Origin of the sequence: Primorskyibacter sp. S87 (assembly GCF_049801055.1) — a bacterium.
In the GTDB taxonomy this organism is placed as follows: domain Bacteria; phylum Pseudomonadota; class Alphaproteobacteria; order Rhodobacterales; family Rhodobacteraceae; genus JBNAGF01.
Window position 1 is genome coordinate 242,277 of sequence record NZ_JBNAGF010000004.1, and the last position, 20,310, is coordinate 262,586.

Consider the following 20,310-nt stretch of genomic DNA (forward strand, 5'->3'; position numbering starts at 1 on the left):
GAAAGGAGGCTGGGCATGACGATATCTCAAGCATTCAACAGCGCCCTCAGCGGACTGACTGCAGCTGGTCGCGCTTCAGGTATTATCGCCGACAATATCTCCAATAGCCTGACTCCGGGTTATGCCCGCCGTTCGCTGGAGGTAACTTCGAACACGTCAACCGGTCATGGCGTGTCTCTGGTGGGGCTGTCCAGGCACTCCGATCCTACACTCATTGCAAACCGCCGAGCCGCCGAAGCCAACTACGAAAGTGCGAAGGCATTGGCAGGCTTTCACACAAGGTATCAATCACTAATCGGAGGTCCCACCGAGTCTACGTCGCTCAGCGCAAGAGTCTCAAGTTTTGAAAAGAGCCTAATCGAAGCCGCCAGCAATCCGACCTCAAAGACCCGACTTGATACCGTTGCACTCCGTGCGAGAGACCTTAGCCAGAGCCTCAACACGGCCTCGGAAGGGGTCCGTACCATGCGGTCGAGTGCAGATCGTTCGATCGGGCAGTTGGTAAATGAACTAAACTCCAACTTGCAACAGGTTCAGAAACTGAACGAGCAAATTTTATCCGTAGGCTCGAAGAATTCGAACACCGCATCCTTGATGGATCAACGCCAACTTGTCATCGACAGGATCAACGAGATTGTCCCGATCAATGTGATCCAGCGAGACTATGGCCGAGTTGCACTCTACTCCAACAACGGCGCCATCTTGCTTGACGGAAATGCTGCGCGAATTGGCTTCGATATTACAGGTGAGACTATGCCGCACATGACTGTTGGCAACGGCCTTCTATCTGATGTGACGATCAACGGATTGCAAGTACATTCAACCGGCAACCGGTCGCCCATTTCCGGAGGTTTGCTGGCCGCTCAATTTGAGATTCGGGACGTTTTGGCCGTTGAAGCCCAAGCCAACCTCGATGCGGTGGCCCGGGACCTCATTGAACGTTTTGAAGAAAACGGCATTGATCCGACTGTGGCGCCGGGTGATCCGGGGCTATTTACTGACCAAGGTTCAGCTTTATCCCCTTCGGCGGAAACTGGTTTGGCGGGCCGGGTACGCCTCAACTCGGTCGTTGACCCAACGGATGCCGGAGAAACCTGGCGGTTGCGCGACGGTCTTGGCACCGCAGCTCCGGCGGATGTTGGGCAATCACGGCAACTCCAATCATTCAGTGACGCGCTCGAACGGCCGAAAGCACTGGGATCGGGTGGCTTCTCTACAGGCTTGTTAACAGCTGCCGGCGTATCCATGGCTCTGATGTCGAAGGCAGCCGCCGCTTCCCAGGAGTTTGAACAGAAGGTCAGTTTTGCTTCTTCTGCAAAAACCGAAACTGAGCGTCTATCCGCCGCAGGAGGTGTTGATACTGACGCCGAAATTCAATCCCTGATGCTCATTGAACGATCTTATGCTGCCAATGCCCGTGTCATGGAAGCTGTTGACGACATGCTCGACAAACTGATGAGGCTGTGACCATGAGTTTGATTTCAATCGGAGATCTCGCACATAGCCTACTTCTGCGCAACCGTGGCACAAGCATCAAAAACTCAATCAACACGCTAACCGAAGAATTGAGCACAGGCAAAACCAGCGCGCCAGCCAAACGACTTGGCGGGGACTACGCGCATATCGCCGATATCGATCGGAAACTCGCTCGGCTCAGCGGATTCAATGTGGCAACCGCTGAGGCGAAGTTGTTCGGCGAAGTGGCTCAATCTGCTCTTAGTAATATCGAGCAGAACGCATCTAATCTCGGCTCAACGCTTTCGACGATCTCAAGTTATGATCAGGATATTGTTCGAAACCAAAGTTCTGATCAGGCTCAGACAGAGCTGCTAGCCATTGCTGCAACAATAAACATCACGGCCGGTGGGCGCAGCATCTTTGCCGGTACCCGGTCTGATGGACCAGCGATCAAGTCAGGAGAAGTACTTCTTACAGAATTGCAGTCGGTTGTGGCCGGGCTCACAACTGCATCCGACGTGATCTCAGCCGTAGACAACTGGTTTGCCAACCCGACCGGTTTCGACAGCGTTATCTATTCCGGGTCAAGTCAATCGCTGGCACCTGTGCGAATCTCCGGATCTGATTTCGCCGAGTTCTCGTTGCGGGCAGACGGACCGGTGCTCAAATCCGTCCTTCGTGATACCGCCTTGGCGGCTTTGGCTACCGACCCAGCCCACAATTTGAACTCGGCTGAACAATCGAAGCTGCTGGTAACAGCAGGAAACAGATTAACGAATGATTCAACATCAATCATAGAGGTGCGGGCAGAAATCGGCTTTATCCAGCAAAAGATTGAATCTGCGGGTGCCCAAAACTCAGCGACTGCGACCAGTCTACAAATCGCGCGAAATACCCTTCTGGCCGTCGACCCTCATGTCACGGCTGTTCGGCTTCAGGAAGCGCAGCTGCAGTTGGAAAGTCTGTATGCTGTGACCGTAAGAACATCGCAGCTTTCCCTGGTGAGATTTCTGAAATGAGGCTGATCTGGGTTTTCATTTTCCTCGCGGTACTACCTTCTGTGAGCATCTCGGGAACTGTCCGGTTGAAAGATCTGGTCGACATCAGCGGTGTCAGGGGAAACGACTTGATCGGATATGGGCTCGTCGTCGGCTTGAACGGAACCGGAGACGGGCTGCGGAACGCCCCTTTCACCGAAGAAATCATGTCCAACATTCTAGAACGTTTGGGTGTCAACGTAACGGGTGAGCAGTTCCGGCCAAAAAATGTTGCCGCCGTTTTTGTGACCGCAAGTTTGCCACCTTTCGCGCGGGTGGGAAGCCAAATTGACGTCACTGTTTCCGCGATCGGCGATTCAAAAAGCTTGCTAGGAGGCACCTTGATCATGACCCCGCTCAATGCGGCAGATGGTCAGATCTATGCCGTCGCGCAGGGCACAATCCTTGCAGGCGGAGTCGCAGCGGACGGCGAGGCTGCATCGGTTGTTAGTGGTGTTCCTACTTCAGGCGTTATTCCTTCGGGTGCCAGAGTCGAACGTGAAATCAACTTTGACCTGGCTTCCCTTAGCAACGTTCGCCTTGCTCTTAGGGAACCCGACTTTACAACCGCAGGCAAAATCGAGAGTGCCATCAACCGCGAATTCCGCGGCACAGTCGCCATCATGCGAGATTCTGGAACCGTCGAGGTAGATATTACAAGAACCCGTGCGGCCTCCACGGCTCACGCCTTGGGAAAACTGGAAAACATCCTAGTCGAGCCGGATCTGAAAGCTCGCGTTGTCGTGGATCAAAGATCCGGAACTATAGTGATGGGCGCAGAGGTCCGGCTCTCACGCGTGGCTGTTTCTCAGGGAAATCTGACCCTGCGGATCGATGAGGCTCCGCTGGTGTCTCAACCAAATCCGTTTGCCGAGGGAGAAACGGTCGTGGTACCCAGGTCGACTGCTGAAATTGAGGAAGAGGATGGCATCGCATTGGCTGAACTTCCCGAAAGCACTACGCTTTCTGAAGTCGTAGCTGGTTTGAATGCGCTCGGTGTCTCACCTCGGGACATGATCGATATTCTGCAGAGCATTAACGCCGCCGGCGCCTTGCACGCAGAATTTGTTGTTCGTTAGAACCCGACCGCCACCCGGGCGGGCGACCGATTTCCGGCTGTAAAATTGCCTCAACCTACGCAACTACAGGGCTCAGGCATTTTCTTTGTCGGGTTTCTCTTGGTCGGTTTGCGAAGGCTTTATACTCGCCTCAAGAATCTCGCCATCCGCTGCGCTATCTTCTTTGGCCGTGACGTCAGTTGTATCCGATAGCTCAGAACTGGCATCGGTCGGATCGTCGGCGTCTTCGTTTTCATCTATGCGCTCATCTTCGCTTTGATCCACCAAAGCGCCGACGATCAGTGGCAGCATGTGTACCCCGGTCGCGGAGGTAATTTCCGGCATGGCAGGCGTGGACCAGCTGAGAGTGTCGAAGCTGTTGCAGTTTTCACAAACCGGAGCCCATTCTGCATGGATCTGATGACATTTGTCGCAAACCCATTGCGGTCCACGCGGCGCGGTCAGCGCTTTGGCCAACCATCCTTGAACAACAGCATCTGAAGCACCTTCGCCTCTCTCGATCGCCGCCATTAGAGTCAGTGCCCGAGCATCTGATCCAGTTTCGGCGAGATCGCCTAGAACTCTCCGTGCTTCCGGAAAATCCTCGGCCACGATATTCAGTTCGGCCATCAAAAGCCGTGTCTCAACGTGTTGTGGATGGCTCCGGCTAAGTGCAGAGAACCGTTTGATCCGTTGCGCCGCTGTTTCCTCGGGCTCGATCTCGGCAAATGCATGCGCAAGATCTGGGTGGGGCTGCGCGTCCCAAGCTTTCTTTAGCAATCGTGCGGCATAGCGCGGCTTGCCCTTGGCCATGTATGCTCGCGCCGCCATCGCTGCGGCCGGAACCAGATCGGGCGACAACTTGTTCGCTTCGATCGCTCTCTCCTGCGCTTCGATCGAATTTTCACCGTCGAGAATGTCCTTGGCTTCAGACAGGGCAAGAACCGCGTCGCGCCGCTTGTAGACATCCCGGGGCAAGCTGCCAGATTTCAACTTGGATGTCAGGGTAGACCGAGCACCAGACCAATCCTCCGCCTGGGTTTGCAACCCGAGAAGAATGTCCTGAGTCTCACTGTGACGGGGCTTCAGGGCCAAAGCCTTTTCTGCCAGTTTTCGAGCGGTTTCAGTATCACCTTCGGAAAGCTTCTGCTTCATCACCCCGCGGACACCGACAAACCGGGTTGCATCATTCTCGACCAATTTTTTGTAGGTTTCCGCTGCCTTGCGTGTGTCACCAGCGGCCTCGGCCGCCTGCGCTGTCAACAGATTTGTCAGCTCCGGTTTGTTGAGTAACTTCTCAGCTTTGGCAGCTTTGGTCAGCGCCTGCCGGCCATCACCAGAAGCCAGTGCCATCAATCCATCGGCCAAGGCCTGGTATCCGCGTTTTTCCCGCCCACGGTCAAAGTAGCGGGATAATGCTGTCTCATCACCATTGAGAAACTTCAGGGTCGCAATGAGCAAGGTCAGAAGCTTGAAGAACAGCCAGACGACGCCGACCAGCACAAGGAATGCGATCACGGACTGCAATGGTCCTAGATTAAACTCGGTCCCGGCAGCAGTGATCTGCACGCCGCCGCTGGATTCCATCAGGAACCCGGCACCAAGAGCCAGAAGCGCAATTATCGCAACAAAAATGAGGATCTTAAGCAATGACCACAGCATGTCAGGTCCTTCAGTTCGAATTCAGGCTTTGGGCAAGAGCATCTGCCGCGGCGACTGCCGCGACACGCGTTTCAGCGGCGGCGACCCAAACCTCAAGCGCGGGCTGCGCTGCCTCGGGAAGTTTGGCGATTTCTTCTAGCGCGGAACTCAGGTTCCCTGAAACGACCGCAGCCTCAGCACGCGACAGGATCGCGTCAGGGCTATCGCCCTCCCTGGGTGTCACGGATCGCGCGCCCAACTGTCGCCTAAGGAATGCACCAACTCCACCCTCGCTACCTGAGTCGGTCGCACGAGCTTCGGCCAGTGCGGCGCGGGCGGCAGGCGGGAAATCGGCCCGAAGCACCGCCAGAGATGAAACACCGGAGGACGAAGGGCTGGACAGGGCCGAAGGAACCTCAACGCCGCTGCCGGTCAGCTCGGAAACGAGCGACTCATAGGGCGTGCCTTCATCCAGCGCGATCCGCAAACGGGACAAAGTCGCCCGGTTTGTTGACGCGACCGCATCTTGAGCAGCTTTCTCTTCCAGCGCCCGAGCCTCGGCCTCCATCGCGCGGGCCTGATCCACCAGCGACTCTACCTCTGTCCGCTGAGCCTGTATCGCATCTTTCAGTTTGGCCAACTCGCGCTCATAGGCGTCAACGGCCGCCTGCGAAACACTGTCGTCCATCGGTTGTTTTTCAATCTGGGTCAGGCGCGCATCGATCGTGCTAATTTGATCCGCGATTTGTGACACACCGGCTTGAACTACCTCCAGATCACCTCCGATGGGCGTAACGGTCTGGGTCAGTTCATCGACCCGTGTGGTAATCGGTCCGATGTCAGGGATCTCTAGTGCGGAAAGTTCGGTGCGAAGCGACTCTATTGCGGCCGATTGCGTGGCTGAACCCTGTTGGAGCATCGCAATGGCCTCAGCATCGCCCGAGCTTTTCCAAGCACTCGGAAGAACCGGGTCAAGAATGTCTGAACGCCCGGCAACAAATCCCAATGCCGCAGCGACTACGCCGCCCACAAAGGCCGCACCAAAACCGCCACGGCGCTCAACCACGCGTTCGACAGGCTCAGGCTCAGGCTCAGGCTCAGGCTCAGGCTCAGGCTCAGGCTCAGGCTCAGGCTCAGGCTCAGGCTCAGGGAAATCTGAGGACACCGTCAGATCAGAATCAACCGTGGATTCTTCTGCAGACTCATCGACACCCGACCCTCTATCCTCCGGCACGGTTTGGTCAGTTGGGACGGACTCCTTGGCTATATTTTCATCCGCGACCAGTTCGTTCTCTTCAACGCGTGCATTGGCTTCGGGCGAGGCAGCGTCTTCAGGCTTATCACCCTTATCAAGATCGGAGTTTTTCTTCTCAGCCACCGATGTCATCCCCTTCGATTCCCTAAACCAATCTGCGCGAGGCGCTTACTGACACTACTGCGCGCCCCGGGTCCCCTCAACCCGAGAGACGTGCCGGAGCACGGATTCGACACAATTGGCCGCAGCTTTGGCAGTCGGGCTTTCACAGATTTCCAACGACTCAAAATCAAGTTTCTGCAATGGCTCTGCCACGGCAGCACTCAAGGCAACCAGATGCAAGGGCGCACATCCCAGATTCTGTTTGGCAAAGTGTCGCGCGGTGCGCGGTGAAAATATCGGTGCAACAACCGGGTCCTGACAAGACAGTGCTGTTTTCGCCTCATCCGTCAAATCACAAAGCGCCTGATCGTAAACGGGCAAAGACCGGGTTAGGATCCCCGATTGACCCAGATGCGCGGCCACGTCCATGCGCGTGTGCACGCCACTGAGATGACAAAGTGGCCCATCTGGAGGTGTCTTGCGAAGCGATTCAATCATCGCCTCCGCGTTCACGCCATGAAATTCGGCGTTCCATCCATGCACCCGGGCAGCTTTCGCCGTGGCCTCACCAACACAAAAGGCCGGCAAACCACGGCTCTCGGTCATCGTTGCGGCAGACTCAACTCCGTTGACCGACGTGAAGATCACCCCCCTGCAATCAGAAAGATCCAACGAGGACGGCAACACCTTGATCTCCAGCAACGGCGAAACAACAAGCCGAACCAACCCCCTGACCTCGTCGGTCAGCTGAGCGAGAAATCGGTGAGAGGCCACTTCGGGCCGGGTCAAGAGAAGGACGGGCATTTCCCACCCCGGGATTGTTTGGCGACACGGGGGGTGCTACCTCCCGGCGGGCAAGCATGCAATGGGTGGGCGAATGGAGCAAGTGATAACGGTTCTGGGACTGGAAAGCAGCTGTGACGACACAGCTGCTGCCGTGGTCCGGGATGGAAGTGAATCACCGGAAATTCTAGCATCAGTCGTCCATGGTCAGACCGATCTTCACAGTGCATATGGGGGTGTCGTGCCAGAGATCGCGGCACGTGCCCATGCAGAAAAACTGGATGTCTGCGTTCGGGAAGCTCTGAACGAAGCGGGTCTAACACTCGGAGAAATCGACGCCATTGCCGTGACGGCCGGACCTGGTCTCATTGGTGGGGTCATGTCAGGCGTGATGTGCGCCAAAGGACTGAGTGCGGCATGTGATCTGCCCCTTATCGGCGTCAATCATCTGGCTGGTCATGCTCTCACGCCGCGCCTAACCGATGAGATCGCATTTCCCTATCTCATGCTGCTGGTTTCGGGCGGACATTGCCAATTTCTGATCGTCCATGGGCCTGAAAAGTTTACCCGGCTTGGTGGAACAATAGATGACGCGCCGGGTGAAGCCTTTGACAAGACAGCTCGGCTGTTGGGCTTGTCGCAACCCGGTGGTCCTTCGGTAGAAGCGGAAGCTCGGAATGGGGATCCAAGTCGTTTTCGGTTTCCCCGCCCGCTTCTCGACAGACCCGACTGCAACCTGTCTTTCTCCGGCTTGAAAACAGCTCTGCTTCGGATGCGCGACCAAATCACTTCAGAGTTTGGCGGGCTGACGCGTCAGGATCGTTGCGATCTTTGTGCGGGTTTTCAACAGGCCGTGTTCGACACACTAGCTGAAAAGACAAGACGCGCAATTCGTCTCTATATAGCAGAAAGCCCACGCGACCCTGTGTTGGCCGTGGCGGGTGGAGTGGCCGCTAACTCTGCTATTCGAGATGCGTTGCTTTCGGTTTGTGCGTCAGAAAGTGTCAAGTTCACCGCGCCGCCACTCGCACTCTGTACCGATAATGCGGCCATGATTGCCTATGCCGGGATTGAACTGTTTCGTCTTGGCCAATGCGACGGGTTGGACTTGACAGCCAGGCCGCGTTGGCCGCTGGATCGAACTAGCCCCAGCATGCTGGGTGGTGGCAAAAAAGGTGCAAAGGCATGACAGTTTCCGTTCTCGGTGCCGGCGCGTTTGGCACCGCTTTGGCGATCTCGCTGGCTCAGAGAGGGCCGGTACAGTTGTGGTGCAGGTCGGAGGACCATGCGCGCCAGATGGTATGCGACCGCGAGAACATGGCTCGGCTGCCCGGAGTGTCGTTTCCGGAGCAACTAAACCCGAAGGCCGACCTGGAAAGGGCCACCCATAGTGAAACGCTCTTAATTGCCATTCCGCTGCAAAAGCTTCGATCTGTTTTGAGTGCCAATAGGGCTCTGTTCAGCCAAAAACGACTGGTTGCTTGCTGTAAGGGAATAGAGTTGGACTCTGGCTTGGGGCCGGTGTCGATCATCGAGAGCGAAGTATCATCAGCGAAAGCGGCACTTCTGACGGGTCCTAGCTTCGCGCATGATATAGCGCGCGGTTTGCCGACAGCGTTGACGCTTGCTTGCCAGGATGGCGATCTGGTTAAAATTCTTCAGCAGGAACTGACAACCTCGAATCTTCGCCTCTATCGGACAACAGACACGATTGGTGCTGAACTGGGTGGCGCGTTGAAGAACGTGATTGCCATCGGTTGTGGAGCGGTAATTGGTGCTGGTCTTGGGGACAGCGCCCGCGCGGCACTGATGACTAGAGGTTACGCCGAGATGCAACGCATGGCTATGAAACTGGGCGCTCGCCCGGAAACGCTGGCGGGATTAAGCGGTTTTGGTGATCTTGCGCTGACCTGCACCTCCGATTTGTCGCGGAATTACCGTCTGGGATTGTCCATAGGTCGCGGTGAAGCCCATGATCCGTCGATCACGGTCGAGGGGGCTGCAACCGCACGCGCCGTTGCGGCACGTTCCCGGAAAATGAACCTCGAAATGCCAATCACTGACTGTATTGCCCGTTTGCTTGACCATGACTTGACGCTCGAACAGGCCATAGCTCAACTTCTGGCGAGACCCCTGAAGGAGGAATGAAATGCTGATCGCACTGATTGCTCGGGATAAGCCCGGCGCCCTGCAAACCAGACTGGATAATCGGACCGCTCACCTTGGTTACATCGATGAAACCGGAGTGGTGTCTCAGGCCGGTCCGCTGCTTGATGGCGACCAGATGATCGGGTCGTTGATAATTCTTGATGTCGCGGACCTTGCCGAGGCCGAGGATTGGGCGGCTGGCGATCCCTATGCAAAGGCAGGTCTCTTTGACAGTGTCGAGCTGATCCCTTGGAAAAAAGTGATAGGCTGATGGCCTATTGGTTGTTCAAATCCGAACCATCAACCTGGAGCTGGCAGGACCAGGTCAAGAAGGGAGAAGTCGGCGAAGAGTGGGACGGGGTTCGCAATTACCAAGCCCGCAACTTTATGCGCGAAATGAAACTGGGTGATCGGGGATTCTTCTATCACTCGCAAAAAGAAAAGGCAGTAGTGGGCATCGTTGAGGTCTGCGCCGAATCTCATCCCGACAGCACGACCGAAGACCTAAGATGGGAATGCGTCGACATCAAAGCCGTGCGCGGCTTTGAAAACCCGGTAACTCTCGATCAGATCAAGGCAGACCCGCGCCTTGCAGATATGGTATTGGTCAAGAATTCCCGACTGTCTGTTCAACCGGTTCAACCTGACGAATGGGAAGCTATCTGTGCGCTGGGCGGGACAATCGCGGACTGATTGAGCGGCGCTGATCTGGGCAAACGGAGATCGGAGGGATTGCATGGAGATCTTATCGGTATTGGGTGCGGCACTCGCTGCTTTTGTGCTGGGCTCCGTTTGGTACATGGTACTGGCCGAGTCGTGGATGGATGCCGCCAAGATCCCGAAAGATGAAGACGGAAAACCCGAAGGCGGCATGACTGCAGGGATCTTTGCAGGTAGTTTTGTTCTGCAACTGATCGTCGCTGGGATGATGCGGCACGTATTTTCCACGTCTGGTGTCGACGGAATCGGAGCCGGTTTCATTAGCGGAGCAGGAATCGGTCTGTTTTTCATCAGCCCGTGGATCGCAATCAATAATATGTATGCTATGCGTCCTATTCGCCTGTCTCTGATCGACGGCGGTTACGCCACCGTAGCCTGCGCCGCGATGGGTTTGGTTTTGACGTTGTTGTCCTGAAGGGCTTACTCGTGATTTCCTCCCAAATTGCGAAGAGGCCCGGACACGTGCCGGACCTCTTCTCACCCCGCGTGCTCCCTACTCACCACACGCGCCTCGAAATCTCTGGTCCGACCTTCCTGGTCTGATCCAAATACTAACCGAGACACGGTAGAGGTGGCAATTTGAAAGCCCTAAGAATTTATTGCAATTTCAGCATTTTTCAGCCGTATACGGATTCTTTTCCGAAATGTTTGGTCAAGAGATAGTAGACAACGGCCCTGTACTTGTTGCGCTCTGATTTGCCGTAAGTATCAACGACTGAGTTGATCGCCTCCATCAGCTCGGGCCCATCAGACAAACCCAGTTTTTTGATCAGGAAGTTGTTTTTTACCGTTTCCAGCTCGCTTTCTTGGCTGGAAGCAACCGTCGACGCATCGGCATCGTAGATAGCAGGACCACAGCCAATTGTAACCTTTGTCAAAAGGTCCATATCCGGCTCGACTCCACATTTGTTTTTCAAATCGTCTGCATACTGAGCGATCAAGTCTTCGCGCTTACCCATCATATTCTCCCTGGTCGAAATCAAAACACCTGGAACTGTTACAGCCCAGTTTCGAGCCTATCCAGCAAGCCTGCCAATACAAAGGGAAAATACCCGGAAACTCCCCATAAACTGTCCTTCCGTTCTATGAATGGTTGAAATTTCCAAAATCTTTATTTAACATGATAGTTAAATTAGGAGGCCAACATGCATGCGTCGTTCCCGAATGAAAGTGAATCCTACAGATCAGCTCGCAACAAGCTTCTGGCAGAAGAGATCGCCTTACGAGGGCAAGTTGAAAGGGTTGCTGCACTTCGCAGATCCTTGCCTGAAGGAGGAGAAGTCACTGGTGATTATGTGTTTGCGGCATTGGATGGGCGGCGCATCAGCTTCGTCGATCTATTCGGTAATAGTGATACCCTGTTGATCTATTCGCTCATGTATAGCGAAAACGCCGAGGCCCCCTGCCCGATGTGCTGTGGGTTTCTCGACGGCTTGTCACCGCAAACCCGGAACCTCCCAAAAGGACTTTCGATTGCCGTCGTCGCCAATTCGAACACCGAGAATCTGCGTGACCTAAAGACAAGTCGGAACTGGACGGGCGTAGATTTGTACTCTGCTGCCAGCACGACTTACCAGCGCGACTATCTGGCCGAGACAGAAGACGGGGCTCAACTGCCGATTATGAACGTATTCGTTCGAAAGAATGACAGAGTTCACCATTTCTGGGGATCCGAGTTGTTTTTTGCAGACTCACCATGGCACCCTCGGCATCTCGATCAGATGTGGCCGCTCTGGAACATACTTGACGTGACGCCCCAAGGGCGCGGGGATCATCTCCCGTCCACAAAATAGAAAACGCCGCGGGAGTTTTCCCACGGCGTTTTCAAAGTTCTGCAAAAAGGGTCAGTAGCGGTAGTGCTCGGGCTTGAACGGACCGTCCGTCTTAACACCGATGTAGTCCGCTTGGTCCTGGCTGAGCTCGGTCAGCTTCACACCAATTCGATTCAGATGCAGGCGCGCGACTTTCTCGTCGAGATGCTTTGGCAGCACGTAGACTTCGTTGTCGTATTCATCACCGCGAGTCCACAGCTCGATCTGAGCCAGCGTCTGATTGGTGAACGACGCCGACATCACAAAGGACGGATGGCCAGTAGCATTACCGAGGTTCAGCAGGCGACCTTCGGACAGCAGGATCATGCGGTTGCCCGAAGGCAACTCAATCATGTCCACCTGATCCTTGATGTTAGTCCACTTGTGGTTCTTCAGGTTGGCAACCTGTATCTCGTTGTCGAAATGCCCAATGTTGCCGACGATGGCCATATCCTTCATCTCGCGCATGTGCTCGATGCGGATTACATCCTTGTTGCCGGTCGTAGTGATGAAGATGTCTGCCGTCGGGCATTCGTCCTCCAGGGTGGTCACCTCGAATCCATCCATTGCGGCCTGAAGTGCACAGATCGGATCAACTTCGGTAACCTTCACGCGGGCGCCGGCACCACGCAGGCTGGCTGCTGATCCTTTGCCGACATCACCGTAACCGCAAACCACGGCGACCTTTCCGGCCATCATGGTGTCGGTCGCACGTCGGATCCCGTCGACCAGAGACTCTTTGCAGCCATATTTGTTGTCGAATTTCGACTTGGTGACACTGTCATTCACGTTGATGGCAGGGAACGGCAAGTGGCCCTTTTCCATCATCTGATAAAGACGGTGCACACCGGTTGTCGTCTCTTCGGTCACGCCTTGGATCATGTGGCGTTGCTTGACAAACCAACCGGGGGTTTCCGCAAGGCGTTTCTTGATCTGTGCAAACAAGGCGACTTCTTCTTCGCTTTGCGGGTTCTCGATCAGATCGGTTTCGCCCTCTTCAACGCGTGCACCCATCAGGATGTACAGGGTCGCATCTCCACCATCGTCGAGGATCATGTTGCAGCCGCCTTCTTCGAAGTGGAAGATCCGGTCCGCATAATCCCAATACTCTTCCAGTGTTTCGCCTTTGATGGCGAACACCGGAGTTCCGGTCGCAGCAATCGCAGCAGCTGCGTGGTCTTGGGTGGAAAAAATGTTGCAGGATGCCCAGCGCACATCGGCACCGAGAGCGACAAGTGTTTCGATCAGAACTGCAGTCTGGATCGTCATGTGCAACGAACCTGCAATCCGGGCGCCCTTTAGCGGTTTGCTGTCGCCATACTCGGCCCGCAGGGACATCAGACCCGGCATCTCGGTTTCGGCAATATCCAGTTCTTTGCGGCCATACTCGGCCAGCGCAATGTCCTTAACGATGTAGTCCCCGGCCATAGCTCGCTCCATTCCGGTAAATATCTCCGCGATGCCCCTAACACTCAAAGTCGGGGCTGGCAACGGAGATAGGATTCTTCGCCGCAAAAGCAACAAGGTCCGGATCTGTACTCGCTGGCCTAGAAGGAACGATCAGCTCTCGATTTCGTCTGAGATCGGCACTGCCTTGGCCTTAAAAAAATCGGTTCCGGCAGCGACAACGCAACTGATCCCATTGGGCCGTGTCAAAAGGACGGTAAATGTGCCCGTTTTCTCGGAGGACCAGACCTCAACCACGGATTGCGAACTGGTCGTTTGCTGCAGTCCGCCCACGGTAAGGGTTTCAGAATATTTTTTCTCTAATTGCTCAACCAAACTGTCCCGCGTGGCGCAGGAAGCAGCGAAGACGGGCGGTGCCGTGGCGGCCATGCCGAAGGTCAGGGCGAGTCCCAACAATCGCTTGAACATGACAAGCTCCTTTCGTTACAGGTTTCGATCTGAGAGGGACGCACCGGGAGGAGTGGTACGCCCCCCTCGTCAGTATATATCGTGATCGCAAAGCCGCGTTTCAAAGGTACTCGCCATCAAAAACCCGTGGCGCTTCGTGATCGGATAATGAAAATGGTGCGCCGGAAATGTGGCAAAAGCGTGGCACGCGGAAATGGAAGTGGTATTATGGCAACACAACCAAGAGCATGGCAGCGGATGTTATCCGGACGCCGGCTTGATCTGCTTGACCCTACTCCGGTGGATATCGAAATCGAGGACATCGCACATGGTCTCGCATTTGTTGCCCGATGGAACGGTCAGACCAAGGGGGATTTTGCCTATTCTGTTGCGGAGCATTCCCTACTTGTAGAAGAGCTGTTTGGACGACTGAATCCCAAGGCGCCGGCGAAATGGCGGCTGGCCGCGTTGCTTCACGACGCGCCGGAATACGTCATTGGCGACATGATCTCTCCGGTCAAAGCTGCGGTTGGACCAGGATATGGCGAGCTTGATGTGAGGTTGACTTCGGCCATTCACATTCGGTTCGGCCTGCCCGCTGCAATTCCGGTGAGCATCAAGCGGCAGATCAAGAAAGCTGACCGGATCAGCGCCTGGATGGAGGCCACACGCATTGCCGGTTTTTCCGAAGCAGAGGCGTCAAAGTTCTTCGGGCAGCCAGACTACAGCGTTCTTGGAGGGCTGGATATCCATCTACGTCCCCCGATCGAAGTTCGGTCGGCGTTCACCGCAAGACATGCGACCTTGCTAACGGAAATCGGTTAGCTTTCAGTCCTCCCTCAAAGTTTGCAACGCCGCGCGCTTTGCGCGGCGTCGACGGCGCAACAAACGAATTCTCCGCCGAATGCTTAGCGGTGTTTCGACAAACTCCCCCGCCTCTCGGCCAGGGTATGCGTCAAAAGCCTCTTTTCTCTCAGCATCGGTCAATCCCGGCCAGTTCGTGTCAGGGGGTATGAAACCTTCCTCTGAGAGCACCGACCCAACCTTGTTGTGGTCAATTTCTCCAATCGTTTGTGCGGTCGGCAACCCTGACCTGAACCATTCCCGGCCTATTGGGTCGATATTGATCGGCTTGAGGCCGCCAAAATGTCTAAGATGCGCGTATTTAGACCCTATTTTTCGAGACTTATGGGACTTCAGTATAGCCACACGTTGATCCGGGCGGCTGACCATGGCCATTAGATGCACAGCGGTGCTTTCAGCTACGACAATCTCCGCCGCGGCCTTGTAGCGCGCAATTTGGGTAGTAACGTCGCGCGTGTCAGGTCGAAACGACTGGTAGCCTTGCAGGCTGAGCAGATCCTCCAGATGTTCTTCGCCCAAATACCGCCTGTCTGCACGGGGCGCCTGAACATAGAGTTTGTCTGGGCCGTCAGGGGAAATATCGCGCGCAAATCTGTTCTGGATCGCTGCTCGGAACTTGCCGGTTCCCCGGATTATGTCTCCATGCCCAAAGCCCTGCCCGGGCACGACCAGTTCTTCCACCTGCACCGGTGAGGTGGCGACGCGGATTTCCAATCCCGGAGCAAAGAGGTTCACGGTATCTTGCTGATATCCTGTAGTATGGCTCCCAGTCCGAGGACGTTTCGGGATGTACAGAACACCGCGGACAGGTTCTCCCAGGTGCTCCAATGCCCAAAGCCTCGCTGTGCCTTCGAGCAAAAAGAGTTCCAGATCACTGGAGAGAGCGCCGCCCCAAAGCCACCGACCCGGCAGGCGTTCGTGAACATGGGGCGGTGTTTCAGGTCGTGTTGTCAGGCAACGAAACTTGCGCCAAAGAGCCCCTTCGGGTCGATACTGGCCATCATTGCCAAGAATACCGGCAGGCTGGATAAAGGCGCCCTTGGACGCCGGAACAGCGACAGCATCACGTAGATAGGTTATCTGCTCCGACCACCCGCCGCCGGGATTGGGCGGGGTGTTCGGGTCGAACGAAGGTTCGGACATCTGACTCGATTAGCGCGGGCTGCGCTTGGCCAGAATTCGTTGCAGAGTTCGCCTGTGCATGTTCAGCCGTCGCGCGGTTTCGCTGACATTTCGATCGCACAGTTCATATACGCGCTGGATGTGCTCCCAACGCACACGGTCAGCGCTCATCGGATTCTCAGGAGGTGGAGGCAGTTCGTCCGGCATTGCCAGAAGCGCGTTGGTGATATCCGTCGCATCGGCGGGTTTAGACAGGTAGTCGGTTGCCCCGATCTTTACCGCTGCTACGGCGGTCGCAATTGCGCCGTAGCCGGTCAGAACGACAACCCGGCTGTCAGGGCGTTTGTCGCGCAAAACCTCGACAACATCCAAACCATTCCCGTCCTCTAGCCGAAGGTCGACGACAGCATATGCGGGTGGACGCGCCGTAGCGATAGCCCGCCCAGCTGCGACCGAAGCAGCTGTTTCGACCTCAAACCCCCGCTTTTCCATGGCCTTAGCCAATCTTCGCAAAAACGGCTCATCGTCATCAACCAACAACAGGGTCTTGTCCGGCCCGATTTCTTGCAGCTTGGGTTCGGCCATACGCTCACTTTCAAAGGCTGTCTTCAGTCCAGCCGAGTATTAACAGGGCGTTCCCAAAGGTCAAATGTCCTTCGGTTCACATCCGGTCGAGGAAACAACCGATCTTATCTGCCATTTGCTCAGGCGTCACATCGCGACGGAAGAATTCTACAAATCCGTGTTCCGGTAAAACCAAGTATGAAAAGGTAGAGTGATCCACCAAGTAGTTTTCATCATCGGCAGGCTGAGCTTTGTAGTAGGTCTTGTAGGCTTTGCTGGCGGCTTTGACCTGCTCATCCGATCCGGTCAGGCCGATCATCCGTTCATGCAAATAGCTCACATAGTCTCCAACCACTTCGGGCGTGTCCCGCTTTGGATCGATGGAGATAAACACCGGAGTCACGATCTGACCACGGCTTTCAAGAATATCAACGGTTTCTGCGTTCCTCGCCGCATCGAATGGGCAAATGTCGGGGCAGTAAGTGTAACCAAAATAGATCAGCGCCGGAGCGGTGATCACATCCTTGTCGGTCACGGTCTCTCCCTCGGAGTTCACAAGCTCGAACGGCCCTCCGATCTGGCCGCTGCCACCTGCCACCTGCGAGGCGCGACATTGCGCGAACTGATCTCCTCCATCGCCGCCCGAACGCGTAATGAACCAGACGCCCCCGATAAGGGCACCCATTGCCAAGGCTGCGACAATCGCAAAAAGACGTGTCATGTTAGGGCTCGATCGTGATGAGAGTAGTTGAACGTTCCGAGCGCGACTCCTATCAAAGAAGGCGGCCGTTGCAACAGGACATAAACACCTGATGGAAGAATCCAACTCCACCCTTTGGCAAAATAACGAAAACACCAGCTGGATCCGTCTGCGAACGATGATCCTGCTGCGCTGGGTTGCCATCGCCGGGCAGATCGCCGCAATCACCGTTGCACAGCAGATGTACCATCTGCAGCTCGAGCTTGGTCTGTGCTACCTCGCCGTCGGAATATCCGTCATCGGAAATCTCGTGGCGACCTTCGTATTTCCCGAAAACAAACGACTTTCGGAATACGAGAATTTTCTGATGGTTCTGTTCGACCTTCTTCAGCTTGCGTTTCTGCTGTATCTGACCGGCGGTCTGCACAATCCGTTTGCCCTGCTTCTGCTTGGGCCGGTTACGATTTCGGCAAATGTCATGGGGCTTCGTTCGACCGTAATCATCGGGGCGACGGCCATCATTCTTGTGACTCTTCTGGCAGAATTCCACTTTCCATTAAGAACCGAGCAGGGATTCGTCCTGCGAATTCCGGATGTTTTTGTGTTCGGGAACTGGGCCGCAATCATTATCGCCATCGCCTTCCTTGGTGCCTATTCTTACCGGATCAGCTCGGAGATGAGATCAATGTCGTCTGCACTGACTGCGACGCATATGGCTCTGGCCCGGGAACAAAAATTGACAGATCTTGGCGGAGTTGTGGCCGCTGCTGCGCACGAGTTGGGAACCCCACTTGCCACGATCAAGCTGGCCAGTTCCGAACTGATCGAAGATCTCAACGACCGACCTTCGCTTAAAGAAGACGCCCAGCTGATCCGAGAGCAGGCAGATCGGTGTCGCGATATTCTGCGTGACATGGGGCGCGCCGGAAAGGACGACCTGCATCTGCGGAAGGCCCCCCTCAGTACTGTCGTGCACGAAGCGGCCGAACCACATATTCATCGCGGCAAGACAGTTCACTTCGAAGAGGGTCCGGACGAGGGCGGAGACTTTCAGCAACCATCGATTCTTCGAAAACCAGAAGTTATTCACGGCCTGCGCAACTTGATTCAGAACGCCGTAGACTTTGCACGCGCCAATGTCTGGGTCGAATCCCACTGGACTGATGATCAGATCCTTGTGCGAATCCTTGATGATGGCCGGGGATACCCACCTCAAATGATCGGGCGGATCGGAGACCCGTTTGTTCGCCGCCGTCGGGCTGAAGGCGACCGCAAAGCGCGACCGGAGTACGAAGGGATGGGTTTGGGTCTCTTCATCGCCAAGACATTGCTTGAGCGCAGCGGCGCGGAACTGAGCTTTGCCAATGGATCGGACCCGTATCAAACCATATCCAACCGGTCCGAACGGCGCGGCGCGGTGGTTCAGGTCGTATGGCCGAGGGAACAGATTGACGCCCAGATCGGCGAAAACGTCATTCCAGTAGGCCGCAATCAACAGATTCCCACCTGATGAAACGCGGCAGACTGCCAACCTCACAAATCGGTCATTAAGGATTCGTTAAGCTCTGTCTGCTCATCTGGCCCTTGGGGACGCGTTATTCCGTAGCCGGGCGACCGAATTGCAAAGTACCACTCTGATCGACTGGGCCATCTTGGCTTCCATTTGCGCCGCAGCAGCGATCACTGCGGTTTGGCTGCTCTACCCTCGAAAACGGGGTAGCGGTCTCAGACAGAAACTGTTGCGACCCGAGCCGATGTCCAGAGCGGTTTTACTGTTTGAAGACGAGAGGTTGCTTGATGCATCAGATCGCGCGCGCAGTCTCTTTGGTGCGGAACCCGGCCTTTTCGAATGGTCTCAATTGCACAAAAAGCTTTCAGAGCAGTTTTTGGATTTTCCAGAATCCCCCAGTTCCGTTCCGGGATCAAAGGATCTGATCCTGACAGACATAGCTTCGGATGCCCCAGTTCAATACGTGTGCTGCGAGCGTCTGGATGGCATGATCAGGGTAACGTTGCACTCCGATTTCGGGCGGCATGACTCAGATCAATCCCGGCTTGCGATCGTGCCGGATGTCAATGATCTGGCACTGGATCTGGCACCCTATCCGATTTGGCGAACTGACACAGAGGGAAATCTGGTCTGGAAAAATGAAGCCTATGCAGAGCTGGCGCGGAAAGCAGGTCGCGATCCCGCGGAACAACCGGCTGACATGTTTGCAGGTCTATCTAGCATTTCAGATGCAGGCCGCAGATCAAGGATATCCGTCCCGGTGAGGGATCAAGAGATCAGGCTCTGGTACGAAGCAACTGTTGTTGATCAGGAAAATGGGCGCTTGTTTTACGCGGTTGACGCCAATGCCGTAGTTGATGCTGAAACGGCGCAACGCAATTTCGTTCAGACGCTGGCGAAAACGTTTGCGCAGCTTTCCATCGGACTGGCGATTTTTGATCGTAACCGTCAGTTGGCTCTGTTTAATCCAGCGCTGGTTGATCTCACATCGCTTCCTGCCGAGTTCCTAAGTGCGCGCCCCGATCTGCTGAGTTTCTTTGACAGGTTGCGCGATCAGAACATGATGCTGGAACCCAAGAATTACGGCGGCTGGCGGCAACAGATGGCCGAGTTGGTCGAAGCTGCGGCCGACGGAAAGTATCAGGAGACATGGTCATTGCCGTCCGGTTCAGTCTATTCGGTCAGTGGACGACCACATCCGGACGGAGCCATAGCGTTCCTGTTCGAAGACATAACAGCCGAGATAACGCTGACCCGACGCTTCCGCTCCGAGCTGGAGCTTGGCCACGCCGTCTTGGACCGGCTCGATGACGCAATCTGCGTATTTGTTGCCGATGGGTCGCTTGCTTTTTCGAACCGAGCGTATCGTGACTTGTGGAACGTCGATCCCGACCTGTGTTTCTCTCAAACAACAATTCTTGATGCAACCCGAACCTGGCAAGGATTGAGCCACGCCACACCGGTTTGGGGGGACATTCGGGATTTCATGGCGTGTCGGGAAAACCGTGCGGAATGGTGGGCAAGTGTAAATCTTCGATCGGGCAAAGAGTTGATCTGTGAAGTCTCTCCAATCCAAAACGGCGCAACCATGATCTGCTTTCGAACAAGCTGTTCCAGAGACCCAAAGCCTCTTGGAACAGAAACACTGGCGGCAATCGGCTCGGAACCCGCTTGAAGCCGGGT

Annotated in this window: 21 protein-coding genes; 12 read left to right on the forward strand and 9 right to left on the reverse strand. The window is 55.4% G+C overall.

The window, feature by feature from the left end; all coding sequences use genetic code 11:
- Window positions 1-15 precede the first annotated feature (15 nt).
- The 3 genes from flgK to ACP15U_RS09345 are packed head-to-tail and all read left to right on the forward strand — an operon-like array spanning window position 16 to window position 3,574.
- Window positions 16-1,467: a flagellar hook-associated protein FlgK gene (flgK, locus tag ACP15U_RS09335; RefSeq protein WP_425044868.1), complete on the forward strand. Its 1,452-nt coding sequence runs from the start codon at window positions 16-18 to the stop codon at window positions 1,465-1,467.
- A gap of 2 nt (window positions 1,468-1,469) precedes the next feature.
- A complete protein-coding gene (locus tag ACP15U_RS09340) occupies window positions 1,470-2,477 on the forward strand; it encodes a flagellin (RefSeq protein WP_425044869.1) in 1,008 nt (335 codons plus the stop codon).
- Window positions 2,474-3,574 carry a flagellar basal body P-ring protein FlgI gene (locus tag ACP15U_RS09345; RefSeq protein WP_425044870.1) on the forward strand — a complete coding sequence of 367 codons (1,101 nt, stop codon included), beginning with the start codon at window positions 2,474-2,476 and terminating at the stop codon, window positions 3,572-3,574. The genes ACP15U_RS09340 and ACP15U_RS09345 overlap by 4 nt, the downstream gene beginning before the upstream one ends.
- A gap of 72 nt (window positions 3,575-3,646) precedes the next feature.
- Here ACP15U_RS09345 and ACP15U_RS09350 read toward each other — a convergent pair whose 3' ends face one another.
- The 3 genes from ACP15U_RS09350 to ACP15U_RS09360 are packed head-to-tail and all read right to left on the reverse strand — an operon-like array spanning window position 3,647 to window position 7,355.
- A complete protein-coding gene (locus ACP15U_RS09350) occupies window positions 3,647-5,215 on the reverse strand; it encodes a heme biosynthesis protein HemY (RefSeq protein ID WP_425044871.1) in 1,569 nt (522 codons plus the stop codon).
- A 10-nt stretch (window positions 5,216-5,225) separates the two neighbouring features.
- Window positions 5,226-6,572: a COG4223 family protein gene (locus tag ACP15U_RS09355; RefSeq protein ID WP_425044872.1), complete on the reverse strand. Its 1,347-nt coding sequence runs from the start codon at window positions 6,570-6,572 to the stop codon at window positions 5,226-5,228.
- 54 nt (window positions 6,573-6,626) lie between these two features.
- The gene (locus ACP15U_RS09360) at window positions 6,627-7,355 is read right to left on the reverse strand and encodes a uroporphyrinogen-III synthase (RefSeq protein ID WP_425044873.1); all 729 of its coding nucleotides are present in this window, start codon (window positions 7,353-7,355) and stop codon (window positions 6,627-6,629) included.
- A gap of 73 nt (window positions 7,356-7,428) precedes the next feature.
- Here ACP15U_RS09360 and tsaD point away from each other — a divergent pair, with 73 nt between their 5' ends.
- Genes tsaD through ACP15U_RS09385 form a run of 5 tightly spaced genes read left to right on the forward strand, consistent with a single transcriptional unit; the run spans window position 7,429 to window position 10,617 of the window.
- Window positions 7,429-8,523 carry a tRNA (adenosine(37)-N6)-threonylcarbamoyltransferase complex transferase subunit TsaD gene (gene tsaD, locus ACP15U_RS09365; RefSeq protein WP_425044874.1) on the forward strand — a complete coding sequence of 365 codons (1,095 nt, stop codon included), beginning with the start codon at window positions 7,429-7,431 and terminating at the stop codon, window positions 8,521-8,523.
- Window positions 8,520-9,482, forward strand: coding sequence for an NAD(P)H-dependent glycerol-3-phosphate dehydrogenase (locus tag ACP15U_RS09370; RefSeq protein ID WP_425044875.1), 963 nt, complete (start codon window positions 8,520-8,522; stop codon window positions 9,480-9,482). The genes tsaD and ACP15U_RS09370 overlap by 4 nt, the downstream gene beginning before the upstream one ends.
- A 1-nt stretch (window position 9,483) precedes the next feature.
- Complete coding sequence (locus ACP15U_RS09375) at window positions 9,484-9,753, forward strand: YciI family protein (protein ID WP_425044876.1); 270 nt, start codon at window positions 9,484-9,486, stop codon at window positions 9,751-9,753.
- The gene (locus tag ACP15U_RS09380) at window positions 9,753-10,175 is read left to right on the forward strand and encodes an EVE domain-containing protein (RefSeq protein ID WP_425044877.1); all 423 of its coding nucleotides are present in this window, start codon (window positions 9,753-9,755) and stop codon (window positions 10,173-10,175) included. The genes ACP15U_RS09375 and ACP15U_RS09380 overlap by 1 nt, the downstream gene beginning before the upstream one ends.
- 43 nt (window positions 10,176-10,218) lie before the next feature.
- A complete protein-coding gene (locus ACP15U_RS09385; RefSeq protein WP_425044878.1) occupies window positions 10,219-10,617 on the forward strand; it encodes a DUF1761 domain-containing protein in 399 nt (132 codons plus the stop codon).
- A gap of 202 nt (window positions 10,618-10,819) precedes the next feature.
- On the opposite strand, the gene ACP15U_RS09390 is transcribed toward ACP15U_RS09385, so the two are convergent.
- On the reverse strand, window positions 10,820-11,161 hold the full coding sequence (locus tag ACP15U_RS09390; protein ID WP_425044879.1) for a DUF2853 family protein: 342 nt from the start codon (window positions 11,159-11,161) through the stop codon (window positions 10,820-10,822).
- Window positions 11,162-11,347: 186 nt separating this feature from the next.
- Between ACP15U_RS09390 and ACP15U_RS09395 the strand changes: the two genes are divergently transcribed.
- Complete coding sequence (locus ACP15U_RS09395) at window positions 11,348-11,995, forward strand: DUF899 family protein (protein WP_425044880.1); 648 nt, start codon at window positions 11,348-11,350, stop codon at window positions 11,993-11,995.
- A gap of 51 nt (window positions 11,996-12,046) precedes the next feature.
- Here ACP15U_RS09395 and ahcY read toward each other — a convergent pair whose 3' ends face one another.
- Entirely contained in the window at window positions 12,047-13,441 is a 1,395-nt protein-coding gene (gene ahcY / locus ACP15U_RS09400; protein ID WP_425044881.1) for an adenosylhomocysteinase, read from the reverse strand.
- A gap of 132 nt (window positions 13,442-13,573) precedes the next feature.
- Window positions 13,574-13,888, reverse strand: coding sequence for a hypothetical protein (locus tag ACP15U_RS09405; RefSeq protein ID WP_425044882.1), 315 nt, complete (start codon window positions 13,886-13,888; stop codon window positions 13,574-13,576).
- A gap of 207 nt (window positions 13,889-14,095) precedes the next feature.
- Here ACP15U_RS09405 and ACP15U_RS09410 point away from each other — a divergent pair, with 207 nt between their 5' ends.
- Window positions 14,096-14,692 carry an HD domain-containing protein gene (locus tag ACP15U_RS09410; protein WP_425044883.1) on the forward strand — a complete coding sequence of 199 codons (597 nt, stop codon included), beginning with the start codon at window positions 14,096-14,098 and terminating at the stop codon, window positions 14,690-14,692.
- A gap of 3 nt (window positions 14,693-14,695) precedes the next feature.
- On the opposite strand, the gene ACP15U_RS09415 is transcribed toward ACP15U_RS09410, so the two are convergent.
- The 3 genes from ACP15U_RS09415 to ACP15U_RS09425 form a co-directional block, all read right to left on the reverse strand.
- Window positions 14,696-15,874 carry a glycosyltransferase 61 family protein gene (locus ACP15U_RS09415; RefSeq protein WP_425044884.1) on the reverse strand — a complete coding sequence of 393 codons (1,179 nt, stop codon included), beginning with the start codon at window positions 15,872-15,874 and terminating at the stop codon, window positions 14,696-14,698.
- 9 nt (window positions 15,875-15,883) lie between these two features.
- Entirely contained in the window at window positions 15,884-16,438 is a 555-nt protein-coding gene (locus ACP15U_RS09420) for an ActR/PrrA/RegA family redox response regulator transcription factor (RefSeq protein WP_425044885.1), read from the reverse strand.
- A 76-nt stretch (window positions 16,439-16,514) separates the two neighbouring features.
- Window positions 16,515-17,138 (reverse strand): SCO family protein, encoded by a 624-nt coding sequence (locus ACP15U_RS09425; RefSeq protein WP_425044886.1) that lies wholly within the window; start codon window positions 17,136-17,138, stop codon window positions 16,515-16,517.
- Window positions 17,139-17,229: 91 nt separating this feature from the next.
- Between ACP15U_RS09425 and regB the strand changes: the two genes are divergently transcribed.
- Both regB and ACP15U_RS09435 read left to right on the forward strand, forming a co-directional pair.
- Entirely contained in the window at window positions 17,230-18,627 is a 1,398-nt protein-coding gene (gene regB / locus ACP15U_RS09430) for a sensor histidine kinase RegB (RefSeq protein ID WP_425044887.1), read from the forward strand.
- Between the two features lie 109 nt (window positions 18,628-18,736).
- The gene (locus ACP15U_RS09435) at window positions 18,737-20,302 is read left to right on the forward strand and encodes a PAS-domain containing protein (protein WP_425044888.1); all 1,566 of its coding nucleotides are present in this window, start codon (window positions 18,737-18,739) and stop codon (window positions 20,300-20,302) included.
- Window positions 20,303-20,310: the final 8 nt, after the last annotated feature.

Excerpts from the sequence above, each read along its gene's own strand:
- ACP15U_RS09345 (WP_425044870.1), top strand. The coding sequence starts at position 2,474 with ATGAGGCTGATCTGGGTTTTCATTTTCCTCGCGGTACTACCTTCTGTG.
- ACP15U_RS09370 (WP_425044875.1), top strand. The coding sequence starts at position 8,520 with ATGACAGTTTCCGTTCTCGGTGCCGGCGCGTTTGGCACCGCTTTGGCG.
- ACP15U_RS09390 (WP_425044879.1), bottom strand. The coding sequence starts at position 11,161 with ATGGGTAAGCGCGAAGACTTGATCGCTCAGTATGCAGACGATTTGAAA.
- tsaD (WP_425044874.1), top strand. The coding sequence starts at position 7,429 with ATGGAGCAAGTGATAACGGTTCTGGGACTGGAAAGCAGCTGTGACGAC.
- ACP15U_RS09420 (WP_425044885.1), bottom strand. The coding sequence starts at position 16,438 with ATGGCCGAACCCAAGCTGCAAGAAATCGGGCCGGACAAGACCCTGTTG.
- ACP15U_RS09395 (WP_425044880.1), top strand. The coding sequence starts at position 11,348 with ATGCATGCGTCGTTCCCGAATGAAAGTGAATCCTACAGATCAGCTCGC.
- ACP15U_RS09340 (WP_425044869.1), top strand. The coding sequence starts at position 1,470 with ATGAGTTTGATTTCAATCGGAGATCTCGCACATAGCCTACTTCTGCGC.
- ACP15U_RS09415 (WP_425044884.1), bottom strand. The coding sequence starts at position 15,874 with ATGTCCGAACCTTCGTTCGACCCGAACACCCCGCCCAATCCCGGCGGC.
- ACP15U_RS09385 (WP_425044878.1), top strand. The coding sequence starts at position 10,219 with ATGGAGATCTTATCGGTATTGGGTGCGGCACTCGCTGCTTTTGTGCTG.
- ACP15U_RS09375 (WP_425044876.1), top strand. The coding sequence starts at position 9,484 with ATGCTGATCGCACTGATTGCTCGGGATAAGCCCGGCGCCCTGCAAACC.
- ahcY (WP_425044881.1), bottom strand. The coding sequence starts at position 13,441 with ATGGCCGGGGACTACATCGTTAAGGACATTGCGCTGGCCGAGTATGGC.
- ACP15U_RS09360 (WP_425044873.1), bottom strand. The coding sequence starts at position 7,355 with ATGCCCGTCCTTCTCTTGACCCGGCCCGAAGTGGCCTCTCACCGATTT.
- ACP15U_RS09350 (WP_425044871.1), bottom strand. The coding sequence starts at position 5,215 with ATGCTGTGGTCATTGCTTAAGATCCTCATTTTTGTTGCGATAATTGCG.
- regB (WP_425044887.1), top strand. The coding sequence starts at position 17,230 with ATGGAAGAATCCAACTCCACCCTTTGGCAAAATAACGAAAACACCAGC.
- ACP15U_RS09410 (WP_425044883.1), top strand. The coding sequence starts at position 14,096 with ATGGCAACACAACCAAGAGCATGGCAGCGGATGTTATCCGGACGCCGG.
- ACP15U_RS09380 (WP_425044877.1), top strand. The coding sequence starts at position 9,753 with ATGGCCTATTGGTTGTTCAAATCCGAACCATCAACCTGGAGCTGGCAG.
- ACP15U_RS09425 (WP_425044886.1), bottom strand. The coding sequence starts at position 17,138 with ATGACACGTCTTTTTGCGATTGTCGCAGCCTTGGCAATGGGTGCCCTT.
- ACP15U_RS09405 (WP_425044882.1), bottom strand. The coding sequence starts at position 13,888 with ATGTTCAAGCGATTGTTGGGACTCGCCCTGACCTTCGGCATGGCCGCC.
- flgK (WP_425044868.1), top strand. The coding sequence starts at position 16 with ATGACGATATCTCAAGCATTCAACAGCGCCCTCAGCGGACTGACTGCA.